Genomic DNA, 25493 nt, shown 5'->3' with positions numbered 1-25493 from the left:
CGAAGATAATATTTTGAAATCTTGCAAAAATCAAAAGAGCTTAAAATATACAAATCACTTTTTATCATTTTATAATGAATTTAATTCCTGTAACAGCAAATCAGCCACTTCCTCTTGAGACAAGTCATCTAATTCGTCATTGACTACAGCTGTTGAAGGGGATTTATGACCTATTCGCAAAGGTTTTAAAGCAAAATCTAGGAGAATAATCTCAACCATGAGGTAATCTACCAAAGTTTCCACGGTTGGATATTTAAACGTTAGGGTTGAGGGAAGAGATTCTCCTAAGTCTCTACCTAAACGGTTTCGCAATTCCACTACCATCAATGAATCCATTCCTAAATCAAAAAAGCCCTGATCCACTTGGGTAAATTCTGTAACTGGAATACCTAGAATTTCCGCAACCACCTTCTGGACATGATAGGTGAGGGCATCCTGGCGTTCATTAGCAGGAATTTCACCTAAAAACTGCAGGAAACTCCCTTGTTTTTTCTCTTTTTGATGTGATGGCTGTTGTAAATCGCTGAAAAAGGGAGGAATTATTTGACTTGCTAAGGCATTAAAAAAGGTATTCCAATTTACAGAAGTCACCGTAATTTGGGGTGAAGAGAGTTTCATCACTTTTTCTAACAGATTTAAGCCTTGTTTGGGATTTAGATAAGTAAATCCTTGCTTAAATAATCGTCTTTTCTCTTTTTCATTTAACTGTTGCACCATACCACCTTCTTCCCAGGGTCCCCAATTAATAGTTAGAGCAGGAAGTCCTAAAGAGTGCCGATAATGGGCTAAACTGTCCAAAAAGGCGTTAGCACTGGCATAATTTCCCTGCCCTGATGAGCCTAAAACCGAAGCAACAGAAGAAAATGATACAAACCAATCCAGTTGATCCCCTTGACTGAGAGTGTGTAAATTCCAAGCCCCCAGAATTTTGGGCGCAAATACACGATTAAATTTTTCCCAGGTTTGCTGTTGTAAAACGGCATCGTCTAAAACCCCTGCGGCATGAATAATTCCTTTCAAAGGAGGTAACTGACTATGGATAAAGGCGAAAACTTGACGCATCTGAGATATTTTGCCCACATCCCCTGCTAAGACCTCTACTTTTACTCCCTTTGCTTCTAATTGACTGATAATTGGTTCAATACTTGGATTTATTCCCCGACGACTTAATAAAACTAAGGTTTTCGCTCCTTTTTCAATTAACCATTGTGCAGTTTGCTGTCCCAATGCACCTAAGCCTCCAGTGATGAGATAGGTAGCATTTTTATCAATGGTTAGAGAATTTGTAGCGGATTTAGGTTTCAATTTTCCTAAACGGGCAACATATCGCTGACTCTTACGCCAAGCAATTTGTTGTTCTCCATCCTGACTTTGGAGAGAAACAAATAATTCTGATGCCAGGGTTTTGCTATCATTCCCACCATCACCATCAATGCACAGACAACACAACTCAGGATATTCTAAAGCTATAGTACGTCCTAGACCCCATAGGGAACTTTGTTGGATAGTAACAGCAGCGGGATGAGAGGGGATATTTTGAGCAGATTGAGTGGCAATATAGAGCCGAGGATGATGACCAATGTCAATCTTGGTTAATTGCTGTACTAAGTATAGCAATGTTCCACAAAGTTGTTGCTGACTTTCTGCCAACATATCACTATTTTCTGGAGATTTGTCATAATCTAATCCCCACAAATAAACAATGCCTTGATAAGTATTTTCTAGCAGGGTTTGCCAATTTTTAGTTGACTGGGTGACAAGGCTACATTCATGTCCTTGTTGTTGTAATTGTGCTGCTAGTTCTGCTCCTACCCCTTTTTGATCAGCAAAAATTAACCAATTTCCTGTCTGAGTAAAACCTTGGGGAATCATAGGTAATGCTTGCCATCCCACCTCATATAAGCTATCTGTCAACCTCTGGCTATGGGATAATAGGGTTTGAGGTGTAACAACTTGAAAGGTTAATCCGTCAATTTCGCTGATTAATTGCCCTGATTCATTGCAAATAGTCAAATTGGCGGTAAAAATTCCATTTTTCTCATTGCTGTGATTTAATTGACCATGACAATACAAAGAGGTTTCCTTAGCCCCATAAAAAACTAACTTATCTATTGCTGTGGGCAGATAGGTTGTATTTCTTGGCAGCGATGGAAATAATGCAAACATGGCATGAAAACAGCCATCAAGTAAGACTGGATGTAGTTGGTAACTATTCTTTTGAGAAATTAAGTGATCTGGAAGTTCAATTTTGGCAGTTATTTCGGTTTGATTGCGGAAAAGTTGGGTAATAACCTGAAAACTACTGCCATAGTTCACCCCTTGATCCAAACATTCTTGATAATAGCTGTCAACATCAATTTCTTCTTGACAGCCTTGCTGAATCTCTGCCCAATTGATGGTTAACGGATCACTTTCATAGCTAGCTAATTTTCCTGATATATGCAGAACCGGAGATTGATTTCCATCTTCCGATAAGCTGACAATTTCAAACTTGCGACCATTAAGCAAGCTTAATTGCACCTGTTTAAGTTGATCTTCGGGAAGAACTAAGGCTTTTTCTAGACTAATTTCCGTCAGGCTTATTTTATTTCCTTTATATTGCTCATTTCCTGCGGTTAACACCATTTCTAGATAGGCTGTGGCAGGAAAAATGGGAGTATCAAACACCAAATGATCTTGTAAAAAAGCTGGGTTAACTTTATCAAATTCGGATTGATAGTGAATTTCATTTGCACCCAAAAGACAGAAGGATTTATGCAAGAGGGGATGGAAAGCATTGGCTGTCACATTAGAGTTTTTGGCTTCAGGTTCAGGGTAATCTAACCAATATCGCTGTCTTTGAAAAGGATAAGTTGGTAAAGCCAGTTTTTGGCGATGATAATCTTGATTAAAGCCCTTCCAATCAATTTTTACACCTTCAACATAGAGTTTTGCTAAACTCTTTAACAGAGTTTCCCAGTTGGAGTATTTGGGACTGAGACTACCTAACCAAACTCCATAATCGGGTAAGATTTGTTGTCCTAGAGAAATTAAGGTTGCTTTTGCGCCAATTTCTAAAAATATATCGGTTTTTAACTGACTTAATTGCTCAATTCCCTGAACAAATTGAACTGGAGACAGAAGATGATGAACCCAGTAATTAGGGTTAGTTATCTCTGCATTAATTACATTCCCTGTAATATTAGAAATAATGGGCAGACTAGGAATATGATAGGTAATAGTTTTGGCTATCTCTTGAAATTTCCCAATCATTGCTGTCATTAGCGGAGAATGAAAAGCATGGGAGACCGTTAAGGGACGACTTTCAATATTTTTGGCTTTAAATTGCTGTAATAATCTGTTAATAGCTGCCGTTTCACCAGAAATGATAGTATTCTCTGGGCTATTTATCCCAGCGATCGCCACGATTCCTGTTGATGTTTTCAGTTCATTACTCACAGTCTCCGCATTGGCAAACACAGCAGCCATCATCCCTGTTTTAGGTAATTCTTGCATTAATCGTCCCCGATGGGCAATTAATTTTAAGCCATCTGCTAAACTAAACACTCCAGCTAAACAAGCAGCTACATATTCTCCTACACTATGACCAATCAGATAATGGGGCTTAACTCCCCAAGATAACCACAATTGGGCGAGGGAATATTCTACGGAAAATAAGCAGATTTGAGTATAAAAAGTTTGATCAATTAAGGGATTATCTGTTTTTTCCCCATATAAAATTTCTAAGATAGATTGCACCCCATATTTTTGTAAAATTTGATCGCACTTATCTAAAGCCCGACGGAAAGTAGGTTGGGTTTGATACAATTCCTTCGCCATTCCCTGGTATTGTGAGCCTTGTCCTGTGAACAAAAAAGCTACTTTAGGAGGCTTCTTCCGTGTTAATACCTTTTTTTGACTTAAATATAATGTTTCTCCTCTATAGACAGCATTTAGTTCTTGCTGAAGCTGTTTTTGATTCTGAAAGGGGATTGCTAAACGGTGATCAAAATGCGATCGCCCAGTATTGGCAGTATAAGAGATGTCTTCGTTGGATAGTTGGGTATTTTCACTCAAAAAAGTCTCATACCGTTGGGCTAATTCCTGCAAAGCTTGGTCATTTTTGGCGGAAAGGGTAATTAAATGCCAAGGGAGTTGTAAATTTTCCTTGTCTTCTGCTTTTTTTTCGTTTTTACTTTCTTCAACAATTAAATGTACATTTGTGCCACTCATCCCAAAAGCGCTGACTCCTGCCATCCGAGATACCTTCACTGGAGACCAAGGCGTTAATGTTGTCGGGATCTTGATTGGTAGTTTGTCCCAAGGAATATAGGGATTAGGAGTATTAAAATGAAGATTAGGGGCAATTTGTTGATTTTTTAATTGTAAAACCGTCTTGATTAGGGCAGCAACCCCAGCGGCACCTTCCAAATGCCCCATATTTGTTTTTACTGTCCCCAGCATTAAGGGATTGTCTGGACTACGACCCTGACTATAAACCTTCCCCAAAGACAACACTTCAATGGGATCACCTAAAGAAGTTCCTGTGCCATGAACTTCGACATATTGCAGGTCTTTGGCCTCAATTTTTGCTCTTTTTAGAGCTTCTTTTAATAAAGATTCTTGTGCTTGTCCATTGGGGGCTGTTAAGCCATTACTACGTCCATCATGATTGACAGCCGAGCCACGAATCTGGGCTAAAATGCGATCGCCCTCTTTAATGGCATCAGCCAACCGTTTTAACACCACGACACCGCAACCTTCTCCTCTGCCATAGCCATTAGCAGAAGCATCAAAGGTTTTACTACGACCATCGGGAGAAACTGCCTTTAATTTACAGTTGCTGATGGCGGTAGCAGGAGTTAACATTAAATTGACTCCCCCTGCTAAAGCTAGATTACATTCTTGATTACGTAAACTCTGGCAAGCTAAATGAATGGACAACAATGAGGAAGAACAAGCGGTATCCACTTGCATTGTTGGCCCTTGAAACCCAAAAATATAAGATAATCTACCAACTGCAATGGCGCGACTAGTTCCTAAACTGTTATAAGCATCAATATGGTCAAGAACTGCGTCATGAAAACATAACTGAGCATAATCATCGCGGAAAATGCCCATAAAAACTCCTGTTTGACTATTCATCAAACTTTCGGGAGCCATTCCGCCATTTTCCAAGGCTTCCCAACAAACTTCTAACAATAATCGCTGTTGAGGATCCATGCCAGCAGCTTCTCTAGGACTGATGCCAAAGAATGAGGGATCAAATTCGTCAACCTGATCAAGAAATGCGCCGTGACAGCTATACATTTTTCCCGGTATGTCGGGATCTTGATCATAGTATTTCTCTAAATCCCAACGGTTAGTAGGAATTTCCGTCATGGCATCAATTCCATTAACTAATAGTTGCCAATAGCTATCTGGATCATTCACACCTCCTGGAAAACGACAACCTAGCCCGATAATAGCAATGGGTTCAGTTTGTGCTTTAACAATGGCATCAAGTTGTTGATATCTTTCTAAAAATGCTTTCTTTTGGTCATTCATAATATTATTACTATCAAATTTTAAATACTAGGTGGTAGCGGAACCTGAAGTTGTAGATAAATATGAATTAGTGACAAGTGCCGAAGTTAAGAAAATAGTTGTTTTAGGCATTATCTTCCACGCGTTCGACACTGTGACTCTTAAGCAATGAGTTATTAGCAGTCTAGTTGCCTAATAAGGCAGACATTTCCTCGTCTGATATTTGACCTAAAACTTTCAAGACTTCTTCTTTCTCTGGTAAATTAGCTGAAACAGTAGAAGCATCTGTGTGATTGAGACCTTCAGCTAAATAGTTAGCTAAAGCTTCAACGGTGGGATAATTCCAAACAATAGTAGCTTCAACCTCCAATCCACACCAATCAGTAATATCTTGGGCTAGTTCCACTGCAAAAATAGAATCCAAACCAAAATCAGCAAAAGACAGGCTGGGTTTAATGGTATCAGGATCAACTTTGAGCTTTTTATTCAACCATTCACAAATCCAAGTTTCCAGCATTTCTGGAGTTTGATGATTGAGAGTAATGGTTTGAGTGGCTTCATTACCATTGCTTATAGGCTTGCTGGCAAATTCCACCACAGCTAGAGGATTAATTTTTGTCTTAGCTTCTGGATTTAAGACTAGTAACTCATCTAATTCATAATCTGATCCTGCCAAGCTTTGCTCAATATCATCAATAGACTGAGTATAATCGTTAATTCGTTCGGAAATTGTCTCAACTTTAGAAAATAAAGTTTCCGCGTTGACTCCTGTACGTGCGCTTTGCAGACATTGCTCAAAGTGTAACTGACTCCAGGCTAAAGCATGATCTCGTTTCTCACTGGGATGAATTTCCCTGATTTTCGCTGTTGCTGCTACTAAAGTTGCATAACAAGCTAATTCTCCAATCAAGGAATAAGCCCAAGCGATCGCAGAGGAGCGATCATTAAATATCTTCAACTGAAGACAACGCTGATTAATCTCTTGGGTTGCTTCTTGAAGTTGGGATGCTAATTCAGGTGCATCGAGGATATCTGCCAAAAATTCAGCCAGTTTTTGAGTATGAGTAACGCTTTTACCTAAAAAGATTTTCAAACTTTCATTAGGTCCTTCACCGATGCGTAAGACTCTGGCATCCCGGAGAATTTGGGGGGCAAGATTGGTTTCCATGTAACCTCTGCCTCCCATCATTTGCATTAAACTATCGGCGGCTTCCCATAAATAATCAGCGCCAACAATTTTGGCAATTACTGCCATTTCTCGTGGTACAGCGACCTGACTATCTAAAGCTGTGGTAACACATTTTAATAAACTTTCTGTTGCTACTGTTGCCCCAGTTAAATGGTCAAGTTTGGCAATAGTAACGGGATTTTCTAGTAACCTACCAGTAGCGACTGAGCGACGGGAAGCATAGCGCAACATTAACTGTAAGCAGCGTTTCATACCACCAACGCCCATCATGCCAATTCCTAACCGGGCATATACTAAAGCATCATCAGCGGGTTCAGTACCATTGCCCAATTCTCCGAGTAATTGTTCTTTAGTGACGAGGACATCATCGAAATAAATGGCATTTTGCATAATTCCTCGTAATCCCATGCTTAAGGATTCTTTCCCTAAGCGTAATCCAGGGGTACCTTGACGAACAATAAACCCAGTCAAGCCATTGTTACCAGATTCTTCAGGATCAATTAAACGGACAAAGACATTAATCATTCCTGCCCATCCAGAACCATTCCATCGCTTCATACCGCGAATTCGCCATTGATCCTTACCATCTGGTATGGCAACGGTACTAATTGCACCAATATTTGCACCTGCTTCTGGTTCAGTCATACCAAAGGAAGACAATTCTCTGCCAGTTGCCAATAGAGGTAGTAATTGCTCCTTAATGGATTCTGTTCCATAATTTACAATCGGACGAATACCCAAAGTATTATTGAGACTCACCATTGTAGCCAGGGTGAGATCAATTGCAGATATTTGTTCCATTACCCGCATAAAATCACGATTATTGAGAGCAATTCCCCCATATTGTTCGGGAATCTGCATTCCCATAATCCCGTGATTACCAAAGTCCATGACAATGTAGGGAGGAACACAACGGCGATCATCAATTAAGTGGGAATTAATGCGATTTTTGGCATAATCTCGTAACCAATCCAGGATTTTATCCGCTTTTTGTTGACTGGTTTCGGTAGTAGAAGCTTTTGGTTTAGATAATGGTTGTTGTAGGGTGGGCATCGTCGAATTTATAATTAATTTGAGTTGATTGTTTAAAAATTGATCGCGGCAAGCATGGCGCTGAATCTTCCCACTAGAGGTTTTGGGAATAGAAGCAGGTTTAATTAAAACAATGGCATAAGCTTGCAATTCGTGGTCTTGGAAAACAGTGCGACGAATTGTTTCTATTACTTCTTGCTGGTTAAAATTCCGTAAGGCTGTTCTTTCGACTTCTTGAACAATAACTAACCGTTCTTCTCCCTCAATCTCTATACCAAAGGCGGCTGTACAGCTATGGCGCAAATCTGGATGACATTGTTCAACACTCTGTTCAATATCTTGGGGATAATAATTACCTCCACGAATGATAATCATATCTTTGAGCCGTCCCGTGACGTAGAGTTGCCCTTGATGGAGAAAGCCCAAGTCTCCTGTGCGTAAATAGGGACTTTCAAGAGTATCTGCAATCACTGCTTTAAAGGTATGTTCTGTTGCTTCTGGACGTTGCCAATATCCTTGAGCTACACTTTTACCTTTGACCCAAATTTCCCCGACTTCATAGGGTTGACAACGTTCGCAAGTATGAGGATTAACAATGGCAATTTCTGTCTCAATTTCCGTTTGTCCACAACTAACTAAAAGTTGGGAATTTTCGACTTCTTCAGTAAAAAGAATTTGATTACGACTTAAAGCTTCTTTGTCAACTTGGCAAACTTGAATAGACTGATTTCTACTGACAGCCGTTACTTTTAAAGTCGCTTCTGCTAACCCATAACCTGGACATAATGTACTGAATTTAAAACCACAGGCAGCAAATTTTTGAGCAAATTCAGCGAGAATTTCATATCTGACCGTTTCAGCCCCATTTAAAGCTACTTGCCAATTGCTTAAATTTAAATCTTGAAGCTGATCATCTGTAATTTTATCTACACAACGAGCATAGGCAAAATTAGGGGCAGCAGTATGGGTAGCACCATAATTAGATATTGCTTTTAACCAACAAATGGGACGTTGCAAAAAGGCTATAGAGGGCAACATATAGCAGGGGAATCCTTTATAAAGGGGAAGCAACATCCCATAAATCAACCCCATATCATGAAAAGTTGGCAACCATGTTACCATGCGGCTATTTTCATCATGATCCCATCCTAAATCTAGATCCCGTAAGGTTTCTAACAGATTTTCATGATTAACCATTACTCCTTTGGGAGTGCCAGTCGAGCCAGAGGTATATTGTAAAAATGCTAAGGTATTACTCTTAATCTGTGTTGGTTCCCAATCATGACTATTTTGGATGTTTAAGGTATCAGTAGCTAGATAGGTAACATCTGTTGGCCGGAATTGGGTTTTTAAAGCCTCTAATTGGGATTCGCTAGTTAAAATCAGACTAGATTGGGCATTAGCAATGATTGAAGTCAACCTTGCCATTTTCTGATTTTTTTTGGGTAAATTAACGGGAATTGCCACAACTCCTGCTAATAAACAACCAAAAAATCCACTCACAAACTCTAAGCCAGATGGATAGAGTAATAATACACGTTCACCTGGTAATACCAAAGATTGCAACTTAGCGGCGATCGCTTTGGCTTCCTGTAGTAACCCCTGATATGTCAGACATTTCCCTTCGGTTTTTCCATCCACCAAAAAGGTGTAAGCCATCCTATTGGGTTGATTTTTGGCTCGCCAATTTAAAATATCAAGTATACTGGCTAATTCAGTGATATTGAATTTTTGCTCTAGAGAAATAGTCATTGTCCCCCTCTAAGTAGTATTCATGATTTTTTTGGTTCTTCATTACTTGTTATGCTAAAAACATAAATTAGCTCATATCCCTTGATGGGCAAGAAAGGCGGCTTTTAATCTTGACGTTTTAGCTTTTGGGAAAAATCTAGGTTTTAACTACCTGAAACACTGGATTTTAAAGACCAGTCCCTAATTTGAGTTGAAAATTCAGCATAACGCCTACGAAAGACCCATTTTTTTAGGCTAAATTAACAGACTCTCCATAAATTTCTCCATAACACAGCTTATCTGTCCCAAAACGCCCTCCATACTGACTGAATGGTTCATCTGCATAACCCAAAGCCAACAGACAACAAACATCCACTGATTCAGGAATTTGAAAATATTCCCGTAATGGTTTGGCCACAAAACCTTCAATTGGACAACTATCAACCCCTAAACTTTGTGCAGCTATCATTAGATAAGTAACAGCAATCATTACTTGTCGGTTTGTCCAAGACTCATAAGACTGATAACAGGGTTTGAATTGGAAAAAAGGCGGAATAGCCATATGCATAAACTTAGCCCGTTTTTCTGAGATAGTACCGATTTGCCGTCCTAACTCAATCACTTCATTTATATAACGACGATTGCTTACAGTGCGATCGCCACAACAAATTAAGACAACAGGTGCATCTACTAACTTATCCTGTTCAAAGCCAAATTCTCTCAACTTTGCCTTATTTTCAGAGTCTCTAACTACAATAAATCGCCAAGGTTGCAAATTGTAACTTGAAGGAGCTTGAAACCCTAAGTGAAAAATCTCGTTTAAAATTTCATTAGAAATTGGATCAGTCCGAAACTTACGTGTAGACCGCCTTTTTTCAAAAATTTCCTTGATATTCATTTTTGTTTATCCTCTTTTTGTAATCGTTATCCTAAAAAGCTCTCAGGAATCGCTGAACCCCATTGATAGAGAATGTCTAAACCCCCAGCATGAACTGATGTTTCGGTGCTTTCATTAAATACATCCCCGTCTGTAAAATGTTCAATCAAGCTGCCAAATGGATCTTTCCAATAGTCAAATACCTGACTTCCCAACAAATGGCGACCAACTCCCCAAACTGGAGTCCATCCTTTTTCAAGTAACCAGTGATGACCAATGCTAACCGCGTCAAAATCTTGTACCTCAAAGGCGGTATGATGCACTTTCGCTTCAGATCCTTGTAACATAGCAATGGTATGATGATCGACCCATTCGGAACCTTTTTGACAGCGCAAAAACCCCCCGACTGTTAAACTAGGATGTCCGTAGTAAATCAAATCTGATGCTTTTAAGCCAAACGTCTTTTGATACCATTCATAACTTGTTTCAAAGTCTTTTACATCAATTCCAATATGTCCTAAACGTAAAATCGGACTCGGCTCTTTCTTGGGACGTTGAGTAGTACCAAACCGTGTTTTAACACTACCATTATTCCATAGCATCGGTTCAGGCATGGGTAATGGTTCTACTTCTTCAATCCCATATACTACTTCTATGTTAAATCCATTTGGATCAGTTATTATTACCCGTTGACCACCACCTGGTGTCTTCATCTCTTCAATTGTCGATGCTTCAGATAATTCTGCCAGTTCTTGTAAAACTTTTTCAGAAATTGCTTCTAATGCAAACCCAACAAATCCAGGTGTTTCCGCCAAATTGACCACATATATATGGTGGCTTTTCCCTCTTCCTCGAAGGTACAAACTATTTTCACTCTTAAAAGAGGTTATCATTCCGAAATCATTCAGAAATTGTTCACATTCCCTTAAATTAGGATGCTTATAAGTAACATAAGCTATATCTGCAATCTTAGTCATAATTTACTTACTCACGAAATTCAACTTTAATCTTTTTCTTCTGTTTTTTCTTCTGTAATCAGACTTACAATTTACAATTTTTTTGTTTCTTAAATAGAAAAAAGTAATTAAGCTTAAGTTGTATTAACGAAATTCAGTTTTTATTTACTTATCTTAATATAGTTTGGGTTTTTCACACCCATCTACTTAATCTTTCCAATTGCTCGGCTCATCTTCCACCATTGGTCGCTGTTTCTTTTTTGCGTGGTCTCTATTGGTTTTTTTGCTGGTGGTCATAGCTGGTCTCAATCGCTCAATTACTTGTCTAGATTGAGTTTCCCACTATTTTTGACCTCTGCAAATACTCCCCTTGACCGAAGAGGCGGAGGGGCAGGGGGCTCTTAGCAGGGGGAGCAATCCCTGTCCCGGCTACGCAACGCTACCGCGAACAACACGCTCTGCGCGTTCGCCCAGAAGCCGTGAAGCGGAGCGGAACATGGGTATCAACGCGAGTGCGTCTGTCTCCGACACGCACTCGCGTTCGAAGAGAAGCCCCGCCCATAAGAGGGCGTTCTCGATTGGTCGGAGTACAAGATCCGTTACTACCTCCCCCTTGCCCCCTGCTAAGAGATCCCCTGCCTCTTGTGACAATTTTCCCTTTTCCTTAACTTGTCACCAATGCAGGGTAGGCGCAAAGAAGTCTCCCAAGTTTTTATCGTAAGTAATTTAGACGAACCTGATATAAATTGTAAAGAGGCTTTAAACCCAGTTTTTCGGGAATCTTAGATCCGCAAGAAAGTATTCCCCTCCTCGCTTGCGGGGAGGGGAGCAATACTGCTCGGTTAACGAATTTCTTGGTTGAGGCAAGCTCTTGGAGCAGGGGGAGAAATGGAGGCTGGCGTTGAGTTTTGCCTCCCCTGCTTCCCCTGCCTCCCATGCCTCCCCTGCAAATCCTACGCAGTATTGGGGAGGGGAGCGTTTGCGTTAGCAAATGCGGGGTGGGGTTCCGGGTATTATGGTTAATTGCGCGGACATCATATCAACCAACGTCATCATGGGCGAAGCGGTTAAAGAGGAAGTCTAGAGCATGGTTACGCAGTTTGTAATACTCTGGATCTTCCATGATGCGGGCGCGATCGCGTGGGCGTGAAAAGGGAATTTCCATAACTTCGCCAATCTTGGCGTGAGGACCATTGGTCATCATCACCAATTTGTCAGCCAAGAACAGCGCCTCATCGATGTCGTGGGTAATCATCAAAACCGTACAGCGATTATCACCCCAAATTTTCAGCAATTCTTCTTGTAATTCTTCTTTGGTAATCGCATCTAGCGCTCCAAAAGGTTCGTCTAAAATTAATACCTTGGGACGAATCGACAAAGCACGGGCGATAGAAACCCGCTGTCTCATACCGCCAGACATTTGCATGGGTTTCTTTTCCATCGCGTCACTCAGACCGACCATTGCTAAATTATCCCGCACAATTGCCCGCTTCTCAGCTTCTGCTTTATTGGGGTAAACCGCATTCACCGCTAAGTAGATATTTTCAAATGCAGTCCGCCAAGGTAGCAAAGCATAGTTTTGGAATACTACCATTCTATCTGGGCCAGGCTTGGTAATGGGTTGTCCTTCTAACAACACTTGTCCAGTGGTGGGAAAGTTAAAACCGGACACCATATTTAACAGCGTCGATTTACCACAGCCAGAGTGACCAATGACGCAAATAAACTCACCTTGATTAACGTTAAGGTTAACACCATCAAGTACAGTGAATGGCCCTTTCTTTGTGGGGTAGACTTTGGTAACGTCTTTAATTTCTAGGAAAGGCTGACTGCTGCTAATTTTAGTTGTTGCTAATGGTTTTCCCAGTGTGCGGTTTTGCATGGCGGTTTTATATTTAAAAAGTTTAAGGTTAAAGTTCAAAGGCTCATCGTCGGAGCAAAAAGCCTCATCGTCGGAGCAAAAAGCCTCATCGTCGGAGCAAAAAGCCTCGTCATCGGAGCAAAAAGCCTCGTCATCGGAGCAAAAAGCCTCATCGTCGGAGCAAAAAGCCTCATCGTCGGAGCAAAAAGCCTCATCGTCGGAGCAAAAAGCCTCGTCATCGGAGCAAAAAGCCTCATCGTCGGAGCAAAAAGCCTCATCGTCGGAGCAAAAAGCCTCATCGTCGGAGCAAAAAGCCTTATAGTAGGGTGTGTTATGCCGTAGGCTAACGCACCACCAGGGACTTTCGGTGCGTTAGGACTAACGTCCATAACGCACCCTACTACTATCCTCTGGACTCAAGCTACAGTCTTCCTTGGTGCATCCAGGATGACTTCAGCAATGGAAATATCGCGTTTAATCTTCAAGTTGTTAAGATAAGCCATTGGATCATCAGCATTAAAGGGCGTACCATCGAATAGTTGGATGGGTTGGCGAGTGTAGCTAATATCTAAACCTAATTCTCTCGCTGCGGTGCTAAATACACGCACTCGACATACCCGTTCTACAACCTCCACCCAATTTCTGGGGAAGGGAGTATCACCCCAACGCGCCAATTGACTCATAATCCAAAGTTGTTCTGTGCGGCTGGGACGGTTGATGGCAGAATCAGAATAAAATTGGTGATGGGCGTATTGCCGCATGGGATGGTCTAAGCTGCAGCTATCACCATTGGGATCTTCGAGTTGAATGTATTCTAAATCAGTGCTGACGTATTCTCGACTTGCCAAAATGCGCCGAACTTCTTCAGCATTGTCTGGCTGAGAACAGTAATAGCAAGCTTCTAACAAAGCTTTGGTCAAAGCAATGTGGGTGTTAGGATAGGCTTCTGCCCAATCTTCCCGCACACCGAGAACTTTACCGGGGTGTCCCAACCAAACTTCTAAATCAGTGGCGATGGTAAAACCGATACCTTCAACGGCGGCGCGGTAGTTCCAAGGTTCACCTACACAGTAACCATCTATACTTTTGTTTTGCAGGTCGGCGACCATCTGCGCTGGGGGAATGGTCTTCATATCTACGTCCACATCCGGGTCAATTCCACCAGCAGCCAGCCAGTACCGCAACAGCAAGTTGTGCATAGATGCGGGATGTACTACCCCCATTGTGTGCCTTTGGTCACGGGTGCGAAGCAGATAATTTTTTAAGTCTGATAAATTTTGGACGCCTTCATCATAAAAGCGTTTAGCTAAAGTGATGGCGTTACCGTTGCGAGCCATCGTCAGGGCGGTAACAACGGGTATGGGTTGGTTATTATGTCCTCCCAATGTTAACCACATTGGCATACCTGAAGGCATTTGGGCTGCATCCAAGTAACCACCACTGATACCATCAACGATACCCCGCCAGCTGCTTTCGCGCAACAGATTAACTTCATCTAAACCATGCTTAGTGAAGAAACCTTTTTCTTTCGCAATGGCTAAAGGCGCACAAGCAGTCAGGGGTAAGAAGCCAAGATCTAAGTTGACTTTTTCTAGACCATGACGGGCGATCGCTGTTGTTTTTCTCGCCCGCAGTTTTTTGATGCGCTTCTGCTGGTTGAGGAAATAAATCATCTCACTTCGCAAGCTGTAGTAGCTGGGATGTTCTACTACTTCCATGCGTTTGCGGGGTCTGGGAATATCTACTTCTAAGATGTCACCAATTTTAGATGCTGGACCATTGGTCAACATCACAATTCTGTCAGACAACAGCACCGCTTCATCTACGTCATGAGTTACCATCACAGCGGTAACTTGGTTTTCTTCGCAAATTTGCATTAGCTGTTCTTGCAAATTCCCCCGTGTCAGCGCATCCAAAGCACCGAAGGGTTCATCTAACAATAGTAACTTGGGACGAATAGCTAAAGCACGTGCGATCGCCACCCGTTGTTTTTGTCCACCCGATAACATCCCTGGCTGTTTATCAGCATGGGGACGCAAACCCACCATATCGATATGTTTGTCAATAATAGCTTTGCGTTCAGCATCGGGTAAACCTTTCAACACTGAGTCTACAGCCAGGGCAATATTTTCGCGTACTGTCCGCCAAGGTAGTAAGGAATAATTTTGGAATACCACCATCCGGTCTGGCCCTGGTTTGCTAATTCTTTGTCCTTCCAGAGTTACCAAACCTTCAGTAGGTAAATCCAAACCAGCAATCATGTTTAATAAAGTGGATTTACCGCAACCGGAGTGACCAATCAAAGAAACAAATTCGCCTTTTCTAATCTCGAGGTCAATCCCTTTGAGGGCGATATATTGACCACCACCGGTTAATTCAAAAACCTTATCAATTTGATCAACACCAACAAATACGCTCATGTGTCATTTGTCCTTTGTTATTTGTCCTTTGTGCTTTGTCATTTGTCCTTGGTGTTTTTTCATTAGTCCTTAGTTTTTTACAAATGACTAATGACTAATGACGAATCACTATTTTTGTTCTGGTAAAATCTTGTTTTGCACCCAAGACATTAATTTATCAAGCACCAGACCAACAACGCCGATGTAGACTAGAGCTAAAATTACTTCACTCACTTTGTTGGCTTGATAAGCATCCCAGATAAAGAAGCCAATACCGACAATACCGGACATGACAATTTCTGCCGCAATAATCGCTAACCAAGCCAAACCAATCGCAATTCTCAAGCCTGTGAAAATGTAGGGTAAAGCTGCAGGGATGAGGATATTAAAGAAGTATTCTTTTTGGGAAAGTTGCAGGACTTTAGCAACGTTATTGTAATCGCTGGGAATTTCTTTGACGCCTACGGCTGTGTTAATTAAAATTGGCCAAATTGCGGTGATGAAAATTACGAACAGTGCTGCAGGCTCGTTTTGACGCAGTGCGGCTAAGGAAATTGGCACCCAAGCTAGAGGTGGTACTGTACGCAATAACTGAAAGATGGGATCTAAAGCTTTGGACATGGTTTTATTCACGCCAATTAAGATACCCAAAGCAATACCAATAATTGCTGCCAAAGTGTAACTAATAGCTACCCGTTGCAAACTGGCGAGAATCTGCCAAAACAGACCTTTGTCAATACCGCCTCGGTCATAAAATGGGTAGATAATCAGTTCCCTAGTTTCTTCTACTACTTGTATTGGACCGGGTAAAGTACCACCAGCAAAAGAAAATACTTGCCAGATAACTAGAAAGATAATCAGGGCTATAGTTGGAGGTATTAGGTCAGGCAATTGTTTTTGGATAGATGCTATAAAGCTATTATCTAAATTATTATTGGGACGGCGTTTGGCTGAAAATGTGGTCATGGGTTTTTCCTCTGGTTAGTTCGGTGTTCTCTTTAAGTTACAGATTCATCTGTGTTTATCTGTGGTTGATTAAATTTTGTATATTACACCCAAATGCCAAAATTTTGAATTGAAATTACGTTTCTTTAACCGCCGATAAACGCCGATAGACGCAGATAGGTTATCTATTTTTTTTGCACAGAGTCTATCAATTTTGTGCATCTTGATTATACGTTAACTTTTTTGATTTTGAGACTCTTTAAGTAAGCAGTCGGATCTTCTGGATCAAAGGTGATGCCATCAAAAAAGGTTTCGACGCCACGAGATGTGCTTGTGGGAATATCCGCACTATTAATTCCAGCTTCTTGGGCTGCTTGTCGCCAAATATCTTCTTTGTTAACTCTGTCGATCAAATCTTTGCCTTTAGTTAAATATTCTGGTGGTAAAAATCCCCAGCGGACGCTTTCTGTGATGAACCATAAATCATGGCTCTTGTAGGGATAAGAAACGCTACCTCTTTCATCTTTCCAGTAATAAACGGCCATTGATTTATCATTAATTACACGCCCATTGCCCATGTCGTAGTTACCTTGTAGTGCATCCCTGAGAAATGTTGGTGTTAAATTAAAGTAATTGCGGCGTCCCAAAATTGCGGCAGCAGCGTCGCGGTTTTCAAAGTTATCTAACCACTGTTGCGCTTCCATAATTGCTTTTAAAATTGCTTTGGTTGCTTTGGGATGTGTATCCACCCAGTCTGCTTTCATCGCAAAGTATTCTTCGGGGTGATTTTTCCACATTTCGGCTGTTAATACTGCCAAAAAACCAATTTTGTCTTTGACAATGCGGTAAGGCCAGGGGTCGCCTGTGCTGAAGGCGTCCATTGAACCTGTTCTCATATTGGCGACGGTTTGCGCTGCTGGTACGGGAATTAATTTCACATCTGTGTCGGGATTAATTCCAGCCGCTGCTAACCAATAACGAATCCAAAATTCTTGGTTGACTTTGGCAAAGGTAAATGCAGCAGTAAAGGGATTTTTTGTGGATTTTAATTCGTCAAAAACGATTTTTCCCCCTTTAGATAAATCTAGTTCAACGCCTTTACCTGCGTGTTTGCTAGAAAGCGCAATTCCATTACCCTGGGTGTTTAATTGTGCCAAGAGATACATGGGAATTTTCTGCTTACCCTTGGTGATTAAACCTTCAGTTATTAAATGCGGCATTGGCATTTGATATTGTCCACCATCTACGCCACCACCAGCCGAACCAATTTCGGTGTTATCGCGCATCGAACCCCAAGAAGCTTGCTTGGAAAGGTCTACATCGGTCATCCCCCATCTTTTAAAGAAGCCTAATTCTTTAGCAATAATCAGGGGTGCAGCCTCAACAATTGGGATATATCCCAGCTTGACTTTGGTGGTTTCTGGTGTGGTTTCTGGTGTTAATTTCACCGCTTCAACTTCTTTTGCTTGCGCTGCACCACCGGGTTCTGGAGGATTTCCCAAACAACCTTTGAGCAATACAGCCCCGGCTGCTGTCCCAGCTGTTAGAATAAATTTACGGCGAGAGAATTGATTAAAAAATTCTGTCATCACATCTCCTTGAAACTGTTTTTATTGTTTCTCTACATGACAATTAACACAAGGTAAACCTATCGTTTCTTGCACAAACAAAAAAAATTTCCAACTATAGCTATTGAGCCGAATACAACCTTGTCCCTAAAGAAAAGGCTATCTCGAGATCTTGTTCAAAAATTGGCTGGCTGGATTAACTTTAATCTGGTGTGATGTAGATGCATCACTCAGGTTGTTTAAATTAGTTTACAGTGTTTCTGGTAAAAATGGCTCATCCTTAAACAGGATTTATTAAATAAATATTAGATTGGATATATAAGTAAAAACTTATCATGGTTGATAAATCATGGGTAAGCTCTCTAACGTATAGATTTTTATCGATGATAATTATTATTTTTTTCATGGGAGGTAATGCTTTTTGGCTTTATTCAATAGATTTTAATGAACAACTATAGATAAATTATGATATGAGCCATTGAAAAAATATAGATAGACAAAATTTACACACTTATATACCAATACAGTTCAGTTAGGCTCGAATGATATACACTGTAGGGGCACGGCATCCAAAATTTTTTCTTCTAATGACAATTCTATTCGTGCCGTGCCCCTACGACAATTTTCCTTAACTGAACTGTATTGACTTATATACCAATCCGGTTTGATTGTTGCCAAAATATAAGTATGTCTAATATCGAATCCGGTAGCATCTGAATCAATACTCTCTACAAGGGTTTCACGCTTTGCGATTTTCAAAACCTACGCAGTATGGGGTAGCATCTGAATGATTAAAAAACCACAGAGGCGCTGAGGGCGCAGAGTTAGAAAGAGGAGTAATGTAGTTCAGCAGGAAACGTAATCATTCTGGTCTCAAATCATTAGATAGTTCCACAATACCTCTAGACCCATCAATCCGTACTCGTTGACCATCTTGCAGCATCCATGTAGCTCCCCGCACATCCATGACTGCAGGAATTCCGTACTCACGCGCAACTATCGCCCCGTGAGAAAGTCGCCCCCCAGCTTCAGCAATCACGCCGCCAGCCCTGACTAAAAGGGGTGCCCAGGCTGAATCGGTGTAAGGTACTACCAAAATTGTCCCCCGATCAATTTCTGGGATGTTTTGTAAATTTCGCAACACCTTGATTCGTCCCTCGGCTTGTCCATGACTGGCGGGAATACCTTGTAAAATTTGGTCAGAGTAGATCGCGGAGGGGGCGAGGGGGTGCGGGGGTGTATTACCGTAGACTAGGAGGGGTATTTGATTGAATTGACTATCTTGGAGAAATTGCGATCGCCTGTTTTGCACTAATTCCTCTAACTGATTGATCAAGTCTGAATCATTACCCGCAACTAGACGCCGCACTTCATCCAACTCTAGAAAAAAGATATCCCCAGCCTCTGTCAGTAATCCAGATTTTAACCAAATTTTCTCTAGGGCGACAAAACTCCAACGCAATTCGGCTAATAGTCGAGAATAAATTTCGGTGACTCGACCTTTGAGATCCACCCGTCGTTGCACAAATCCCCGTTGCTTTTTTGCTGATAAGGCGCTATTAATCGGATCTATACCGCCTTTTGGTGGTTCGTTTCCCTGCATCAACTGTATAAATAACTGTTTTACGTACTGGGGGTCTTCCCGCCAAGTCAGAACAGAAATATCAGTCCCAACTTCACTTAAATAGCCATAGTCCTGAAGCAGTTCATTAAAGTCAGATAAAATATTTTCACCCTCTGGGGTTTGCGCCAATTTGTCGAATACCAACTCTGGCTCAATGTCCTGTAAAATTTCCTTGGCATCTATAGCTAAAGCACTGAGCGATCGCAATACTGCCACCTCTGGTGTTAAACTGTGATCGATTTTACCATCTTTGACCCGAAAAATTGCCTGTCTTAGGGCAGAACTGATGGGGGCGAAAATGCTGTAATATGTGCCCCGCTGCAGTAATTCCAGGATGATCTCAATTCTGTTCATCAGTTGGTGTGGTTCCTGCTGATCTATTAATTGATCAGCCAATTCCGATAAGGCTGGAATAAACCGTTGGCGATAATCTTCTTTAAATTCTTTTTCTAAACTTAATTCTCGCTGTAGCAAGCGTAATAATCCTGGTAGATTCTGGAAGGTAGAATTTAAGGGCGGTGTACTTAATTTGGCGCCTCTGGTTAAAAATTCCAGACTTTCGGGCGGTAAACCCATCCTTAAAAAAATATCTCCTAAGAGGGATGCATTAAAATAGGCTCTGGAGTAATGCAGTGTGGCGGTGGCTGTGAAATCTAATCCTATGGCGCGATCGCCCAAAACTATCGTAAAAATTTGTCCCCAAACACCACAAGTTAAAGGACGATTAATCGACCAAGTTAACGGGTGAATCACACCGGGGATAACTTCGGCGGCTATTTTTCTTGTCCAGATGGGTAAAAGGGTGGTGATGGGTCTAGATTGTAATACCCACAGGGTTTGACCGTCGTAACTCCATTCGATATCTTGGGGAATGCCGTGGTAGCGTTTTTCTAGTCGCCGGGATAAGTATGCTACTTGCTTGATTAATGCCTGTGGAACTTGTCCGACGCCCTCTAATTGGATAGATGAATGATTTTCCGTTTCGATGACAAAGGCCCGATATTGTTCTGGTGTTACCTTCCCCGATACGACTTGACTGGCGCTACCTGGCAAAGCTTCAATGATCACAGCATCGCCTTGCTGGGTAATTGGATCGCGACTGAAAGCTACACCAGAAAATACACTCTGGACTTGTTGTTGAATTATTACTGCCATTGCGGCTTCTGGTAAACCGCGATCGCGGCGATATTGCACGGCAGTAGGATGATTATAGGAAGCTTTAACTTGGGCGATCGCTGCTTGTAATCCCTGTTGACTAGTAACGTTCAATACAGTTTCGTACTGTCCTGCAGCGGAAGCATGTTCTGAGTCTTCCCCAATAGCTGAGGAACGGACTACTAGGGGTGATAATTCCGAAGGCCCAAAAAAATCACTCAATACTTGGGGGTCATTGACTGAGGTGATTACCCAGCCTTTCGGTACTGAGTAACCTAATCGCTTAATATCAGATAATGTCGCTGCCTTTTGTCCGAAGATAGCAGCATCCAAATCATCATCTAGAGAGACGATGGTTTGATTGCCTCGCAAAAATTCCAACATCCCTTGAGATTCTGTTTGTGCTTCTTGGGTTGGGAGGTTCAGGTCATCGGGGATTTGTGTGTAAATCCAGGCGAGTAATCCAGCCAGGGTAATCGCCGCCATGATTCTGGCAAAATCGCCAAGGTGCAATAATGCCACCAACAGGGGAAATAGAACCAAAACCCCATATTTTATTATCTGTCTTGAACGCAAAACTGTAAAGCTAATGGCTGCGAAAAAACAGACAAATGATGTCACCAGTGGATCATGTACCAGAAAACCCCAAGCTACATTTGTCGTGCCGGCGCCTCTGCCCAGCCAGTATCTACCCCATACTAGGCCAATCAGGGCTATAATCTCCCAAGTTGACCCCTCGCCAAAGAACGCACGGGCGATGAGAACTGCCACAATTCCCTTTAAAGCTTCTGACAACACTGCCAGAATCCCAGCCAGCTTACCACCGTGGTAAAAAGCCGCTGAGACGCTAATATTTCCTGTACCCATTTGCGTCAGACGCCGCCGCTTTAGGGCATAGGTGATCCAGGCTATGATTGGTAATCCGCCCAAAAGGGGGCAGGCAATTAATATAACTAAGACACCCCAAAGTTCATGCATCGTCAATTTCGCATTTTAGATTTATTCTGCTGCTTGCATCTTAAATGTCAAATCCTAAATCTAAAATCTTACGGAAATTTTAGTCATGGTTTTAAGGGCGCTTTTATTTGTTGGTGATGGACACTTACCTGTGGTAGAACCAGTTGGCGCAAGTGTCCGCCTCACCAGCCAATAACTAAACTATAATTAGTTAGTTTATCGCATAAGCAGCCTGCAATGCCCAAATAATCAAACCAGCTATAGATCCCAAAAGCAACACGGTAGAGATAGTGACTACTTTAGGGGAATCAGCGCCCTTAAACTTCATAATTCCGCGATTTAAGTCGGACATAGCTTTGTAATACTCCTTTGTTACAGTGCTAATTTGCCCGTCTCGATTGTAATCTTTCTATTTTCAGATGATGTTAAATTACTATTATTATTTTGTTTAAGCTTTCCCACATACATCAAGTTGGGGGCTGGGGACACAACGACCGCTCAGTGCATCGCTGGGGACTGGGAAAACATTGCAAAATATGTCCTGGGTCGAAACCCTTTTATTCCTGTATATAAAAATCATCTAGTGTAACTCTTCACGGTAATAATATCTACACAAATCAAGCATACAGGTCGTTAGACATCTTGGGAAATGAATGTAGAGACTGCAGGATACCGACTCTACAAGGGTGTTACAGCAATTTTCACTCATTTGAACCACAGATATTCGTAGGGGCGCAAGGCCTTGCGCCCCAAAAGCGTGGTCTATTTACCTGAAAATGGCTGTAAGTAACGGATCATTAATTTCACCAGATATCTATTGGTCATTAGTCTTAGTTTAGGGCATATTTACATTTTGTAATATAGTTCGGTTGATTGCTGGGCGATTAATTTTCGCAAATTATTGGAGGGTGTTGCAGGTGAAAATGGTGCTAATCATAATTTTGACAGTGGTTACGGGATTGTTGATGGCGATAGAGGTAGGACTGCGATCATTTTTTGGCTTTGGGAATCCCCTGATTTACATTGGGGATGAGGAGATTGGTTATTTGTTAGCGCCTAACCAGCGCACTCGCCGCTTTGGTAATCGCATTGAGATTAATGAGTATTCTATGCGAAGTGCGCCGATTCAAAAGACGCCAGCAGCTTCTACATTACGAGTGCTGATTTTAGGAGATTCTATCGCTAATGGTGGCTGGTGGACAGATCAGGATCAGACAATTTCTAGCCTGATGATGCGTTCGTTAGTATCAACCAGTGTTGGTAAATATCATGGTGCTGAAGTATTAAATGCGTCAGCAAATTCCTGGGGACCGAAAAATGAATTAGCCTATTTGCGGCGATTTGGCAATTTTAATGCCCAAGCAGTGGTGTTAATTATTAATACCGATGATTTGTTTGCTATCACACCAACTTCTTTACCAGTAGGACGCGATCGCAATTATCCAGATAGTAAACCCCCTCTGGCATTAGTGGAAGTCTGGCAACGTTATCTGGTTAAGCAAAATCCGATACCCGAAATCACAGCATTGCAAAATGAACCAGGCGATCGCGTGAGGATGAATCTCGAAGCTATCGGCGAAATTCAAACCATTGCTCGTGAAACTAATAGCCAATTTTTGTTAGTTATGACTCCTTTACGACGAGAAATTGGCGCACCAGGCCCCCGTAATTACGAAATTACAGCACGCCAGCGCCTCAGTGATTTTGCTAAAGCCCAGCAAATTAGTTATGTAGATGTGCTACCAGTATTCAACTCCCACAAAAACCCCCAAGCTTTGTACCAAGACCACATTCATCTCAACTTGCAAGGTAATCAGCTGGTCAATCAACTTATGGTGCGATCGCTTTTAGACATGTTGGGTCAATCAATACCGCAAAATGGTTCTCCTGTCAAGTAAATCAACAATATATCTACCCGACTGTAGAAACCGTACGGCACGGTCTGCTACAGATCTCGAATCCAAATAGCCAATCCGCCCCCACGACCGCGAGCTGCAATTATATCTTGAGTCACGAAAAAGAACGCAAAGAAGGGCAGTTTAGCTATAGGCTGGTTGTAGAAATCCCCATTCTTTCCTTTAGCAGAGCGAATTTGCTTATTGACCAAAACACGACCAAAAAGACTGATTTGCATTTGGGTAAAGTCAAACGCCAAGATATTTTTTTTGCCTAAATATTGCGCTGGTCCAGTAAGCTGTAGCAAAACCGAACCCAATTGAACCTGATTACCAATTTCGCCTCTACCTGCAGCCTGTTCTAAACTGCTACTGAAGGAAATATGAATTCCGACAAATTTGGGTAAATACAAACCCTTACCCAAGACAATTCCCCCACGCTGTCTAACTTTTTTCGTCCCAGTCACAAAGCACAGTCTCCATTGACCAATCAGAGACTCAAACGGATAATTCAGCCGTTGCTGCTTGGCAGTTTTTTCTGCTTCTAGTAACGCATTTACCAGCACATCAGCCCTAGGGCGTTTACTCCCCTCTCGATACGCAACCGCAGCCTGGGATAGGGTGCTGACACAATCAGGTGTAGCCGTAGATGTCAAATTAGCAGTCATAAGGTCACTCTTGATTTAACTATTTATTTGCATTTACATTAAGTCCGTATTACAAATCCTCAAAAATATAGCACAATGTAATTAGAAGTTTTTGCTGATTTTCCCATTAGGGACTTCCAATTAAAAAATATCCCATAAGTAGAGTGCCTCAGGAGCGAGAAAACTTGGGTTAGACAAGAGATTACTGGTACTAACGCACCCTAGGGACTCAAATATAGGGTAATTTATTTTTTGGTAGTCCATTACTGGCAACTCAACTAACTGTTTTTAGTGTAGTGTGGGTAGAGTGAAGCTCACAACTAGTACTATACCAATTAAACTTTGCGTTTTTTGTAGTCACCGCTTTAGCGCTCAACTTAAGGACTAAAGTCGTTACTACTTACTCACAATAATGGTGTTGAATTGGTGGATTACTAGACTTGCTTACTTGTAAACATTGCGAGGTGACAATATGGAAAATAACAAGATCCTGAGTCAATATGCAGTAGGAGAACGGAATTTTAATGGAGTCAATCTGCATCAGGTAAACCTTTGCGAAGCTGATTTGAGAGGTGCAAATTTTGCAGCAGCTGACTTAAGTGGCGCCGACCTCAGTCGAGCTAATTTAAGTGGCTGTAACCTAACTCGCGCTAATCTGACTGATGCAGACCTAAGTGGTGCCAACTTAAACGGTGCTAACTTGAGTGAGATAAATTTAATAGGTTCAGACCTAATTAGCGTTAACCTAGAGGGAACAAACCTGACTCGTGCAGATTTGCGGAGTGCGAATTTAGTTTTAGCAAATTTGTTTGGTGCAAATCTCAGCGAAGCCGAAATGAGTGGAGCCGATTTAACTGGTGCCAATTTGAAGAGAGCAAATTTAATTGGCGCAAATCTCAGCGAAGCAGAATTTAGTAATTCAGATTTAACTGAAGCAATCATTACTGAACAAGAAATGACTGGGGAAATTTTGCACGTCGGTTTATCTCATAAATGGATAACTTGGGCTGGTAGTTTCTAATTTTCTAATGTGTGAGGATACAAAAAACTTTCAGGAATATCGCCTGGAAGTTTTTTTAGTAATTTATAGCAATTTGAAAAAAGAAGGGGACAGATAGGGTAGGGGATCTACGCCTTGCGCCCCTACAGATT

Annotated in this window: 13 protein-coding genes; 3 read left to right on the top strand and 10 right to left on the bottom strand. The window is 41.5% G+C overall.

The window, feature by feature from the left end:
- Nucleotides 1-69: 69 nt before the first annotated feature.
- The 5 genes from HEQ19_19395 to HEQ19_19375 all read right to left on the bottom strand — a co-directional run bounded on the left by HEQ19_19395 (nucleotide 70) and on the right by HEQ19_19375 (nucleotide 13172).
- Nucleotides 70-5526, bottom strand: coding sequence for a type I polyketide synthase (locus HEQ19_19395; protein ID WYM01340.1), 5457 nt, complete (start codon nucleotides 5524-5526; stop codon nucleotides 70-72).
- 163 nt (nucleotides 5527-5689) lie between these two features.
- Nucleotides 5690-9478: an AMP-binding protein gene (locus tag HEQ19_19390; protein WYM01339.1), complete on the bottom strand. Its 3789-nt coding sequence runs from the start codon at nucleotides 9476-9478 to the stop codon at nucleotides 5690-5692.
- A gap of 229 nt (nucleotides 9479-9707) precedes the next feature.
- A complete protein-coding gene (locus HEQ19_19385; GenBank protein ID WYM01338.1) occupies nucleotides 9708-10355 on the bottom strand; it encodes a nitroreductase family protein in 648 nt (215 codons plus the stop codon).
- 26 nt (nucleotides 10356-10381) lie between these two features.
- Complete coding sequence (locus HEQ19_19380; GenBank protein ID WYM01337.1) at nucleotides 10382-11311, bottom strand: VOC family protein; 930 nt, start codon at nucleotides 11309-11311, stop codon at nucleotides 10382-10384.
- A 1018-nt stretch (nucleotides 11312-12329) separates the two neighbouring features.
- The gene (locus HEQ19_19375) at nucleotides 12330-13172 is read right to left on the bottom strand and encodes a nitrate ABC transporter ATP-binding protein (protein ID WYM01336.1); all 843 of its coding nucleotides are present in this window, start codon (nucleotides 13170-13172) and stop codon (nucleotides 12330-12332) included.
- On the opposite strand from HEQ19_19375, the gene HEQ19_19370 reads away from it, so the two are divergent.
- The gene (locus tag HEQ19_19370) at nucleotides 13167-13493 is read left to right on the top strand and encodes a hypothetical protein (GenBank protein WYM01335.1); all 327 of its coding nucleotides are present in this window, start codon (nucleotides 13167-13169) and stop codon (nucleotides 13491-13493) included. The genes HEQ19_19375 and HEQ19_19370 overlap by 6 nt on opposite strands.
- 74 nt (nucleotides 13494-13567) lie before the next feature.
- Here HEQ19_19370 and HEQ19_19365 read toward each other — a convergent pair whose 3' ends face one another.
- From HEQ19_19365 to HEQ19_19350, 4 genes are all read right to left on the bottom strand, one after another.
- Entirely contained in the window at nucleotides 13568-15571 is a 2004-nt protein-coding gene (locus tag HEQ19_19365) for a nitrate ABC transporter ATP-binding protein (GenBank protein ID WYM01334.1), read from the bottom strand.
- A 108-nt stretch (nucleotides 15572-15679) separates the two neighbouring features.
- Nucleotides 15680-16516: a nitrate ABC transporter permease gene (ntrB, locus tag HEQ19_19360; GenBank protein ID WYM01333.1), complete on the bottom strand. Its 837-nt coding sequence runs from the start codon at nucleotides 16514-16516 to the stop codon at nucleotides 15680-15682.
- A gap of 206 nt (nucleotides 16517-16722) precedes the next feature.
- A complete protein-coding gene (locus tag HEQ19_19355) occupies nucleotides 16723-18084 on the bottom strand; it encodes a CmpA/NrtA family ABC transporter substrate-binding protein (protein WYM01332.1) in 1362 nt (453 codons plus the stop codon).
- An 841-nt stretch (nucleotides 18085-18925) separates the two neighbouring features.
- A complete protein-coding gene (locus HEQ19_19350) occupies nucleotides 18926-21820 on the bottom strand; it encodes a glycerol-3-phosphate acyltransferase (protein WYM01331.1) in 2895 nt (964 codons plus the stop codon).
- A gap of 896 nt (nucleotides 21821-22716) precedes the next feature.
- On the opposite strand from HEQ19_19350, the gene HEQ19_19345 reads away from it, so the two are divergent.
- Nucleotides 22717-23697, top strand: coding sequence for an SGNH/GDSL hydrolase family protein (locus HEQ19_19345; GenBank protein WYM01330.1), 981 nt, complete (start codon nucleotides 22717-22719; stop codon nucleotides 23695-23697).
- 47 nt (nucleotides 23698-23744) lie between these two features.
- Here HEQ19_19345 and HEQ19_19340 read toward each other — a convergent pair whose 3' ends face one another.
- Nucleotides 23745-24362 carry a hypothetical protein gene (locus HEQ19_19340; GenBank protein WYM01329.1) on the bottom strand — a complete coding sequence of 206 codons (618 nt, stop codon included), beginning with the start codon at nucleotides 24360-24362 and terminating at the stop codon, nucleotides 23745-23747.
- A gap of 451 nt (nucleotides 24363-24813) precedes the next feature.
- On the opposite strand from HEQ19_19340, the gene HEQ19_19335 reads away from it, so the two are divergent.
- A complete protein-coding gene (locus tag HEQ19_19335; GenBank protein ID WYM01328.1) occupies nucleotides 24814-25362 on the top strand; it encodes a pentapeptide repeat-containing protein in 549 nt (182 codons plus the stop codon).
- The last annotated feature ends 131 nt before the right edge of the window (nucleotides 25363-25493 follow it).

The sequence above is a fragment of the Gloeotrichia echinulata CP02 genome, from assembly GCA_038087035.1.
In the GTDB taxonomy this organism is placed as follows: domain Bacteria; phylum Cyanobacteriota; class Cyanobacteriia; order Cyanobacteriales; family Nostocaceae; genus Gloeotrichia; species Gloeotrichia echinulata.
This window is presented reverse-complemented; position numbering and strand designations above follow the sequence as displayed.

Excerpts from the sequence above, each read along its gene's own strand:
- HEQ19_19395 (WYM01340.1), bottom strand. The coding sequence starts at position 5,526 with ATGAATGACCAAAAGAAAGCATTTTTAGAAAGATATCAACAACTTGAT.
- HEQ19_19390 (WYM01339.1), bottom strand. The coding sequence starts at position 9,478 with ATGACTATTTCTCTAGAGCAAAAATTCAATATCACTGAATTAGCCAGT.
- HEQ19_19385 (WYM01338.1), bottom strand. The coding sequence starts at position 10,355 with ATGAATATCAAGGAAATTTTTGAAAAAAGGCGGTCTACACGTAAGTTT.
- HEQ19_19380 (WYM01337.1), bottom strand. The coding sequence starts at position 11,311 with ATGACTAAGATTGCAGATATAGCTTATGTTACTTATAAGCATCCTAAT.
- HEQ19_19375 (WYM01336.1), bottom strand. The coding sequence starts at position 13,172 with ATGCAAAACCGCACACTGGGAAAACCATTAGCAACAACTAAAATTAGC.
- HEQ19_19365 (WYM01334.1), bottom strand. The coding sequence starts at position 15,571 with ATGAGCGTATTTGTTGGTGTTGATCAAATTGATAAGGTTTTTGAATTA.
- ntrB (WYM01333.1), bottom strand. The coding sequence starts at position 16,516 with ATGACCACATTTTCAGCCAAACGCCGTCCCAATAATAATTTAGATAAT.
- HEQ19_19355 (WYM01332.1), bottom strand. The coding sequence starts at position 18,084 with ATGACAGAATTTTTTAATCAATTCTCTCGCCGTAAATTTATTCTAACA.
- HEQ19_19350 (WYM01331.1), bottom strand. The coding sequence starts at position 21,820 with ATGCATGAACTTTGGGGTGTCTTAGTTATATTAATTGCCTGCCCCCTT.
- HEQ19_19340 (WYM01329.1), bottom strand. The coding sequence starts at position 24,362 with ATGACTGCTAATTTGACATCTACGGCTACACCTGATTGTGTCAGCACC.
- HEQ19_19335 (WYM01328.1), top strand. The coding sequence starts at position 24,814 with ATGGAAAATAACAAGATCCTGAGTCAATATGCAGTAGGAGAACGGAAT.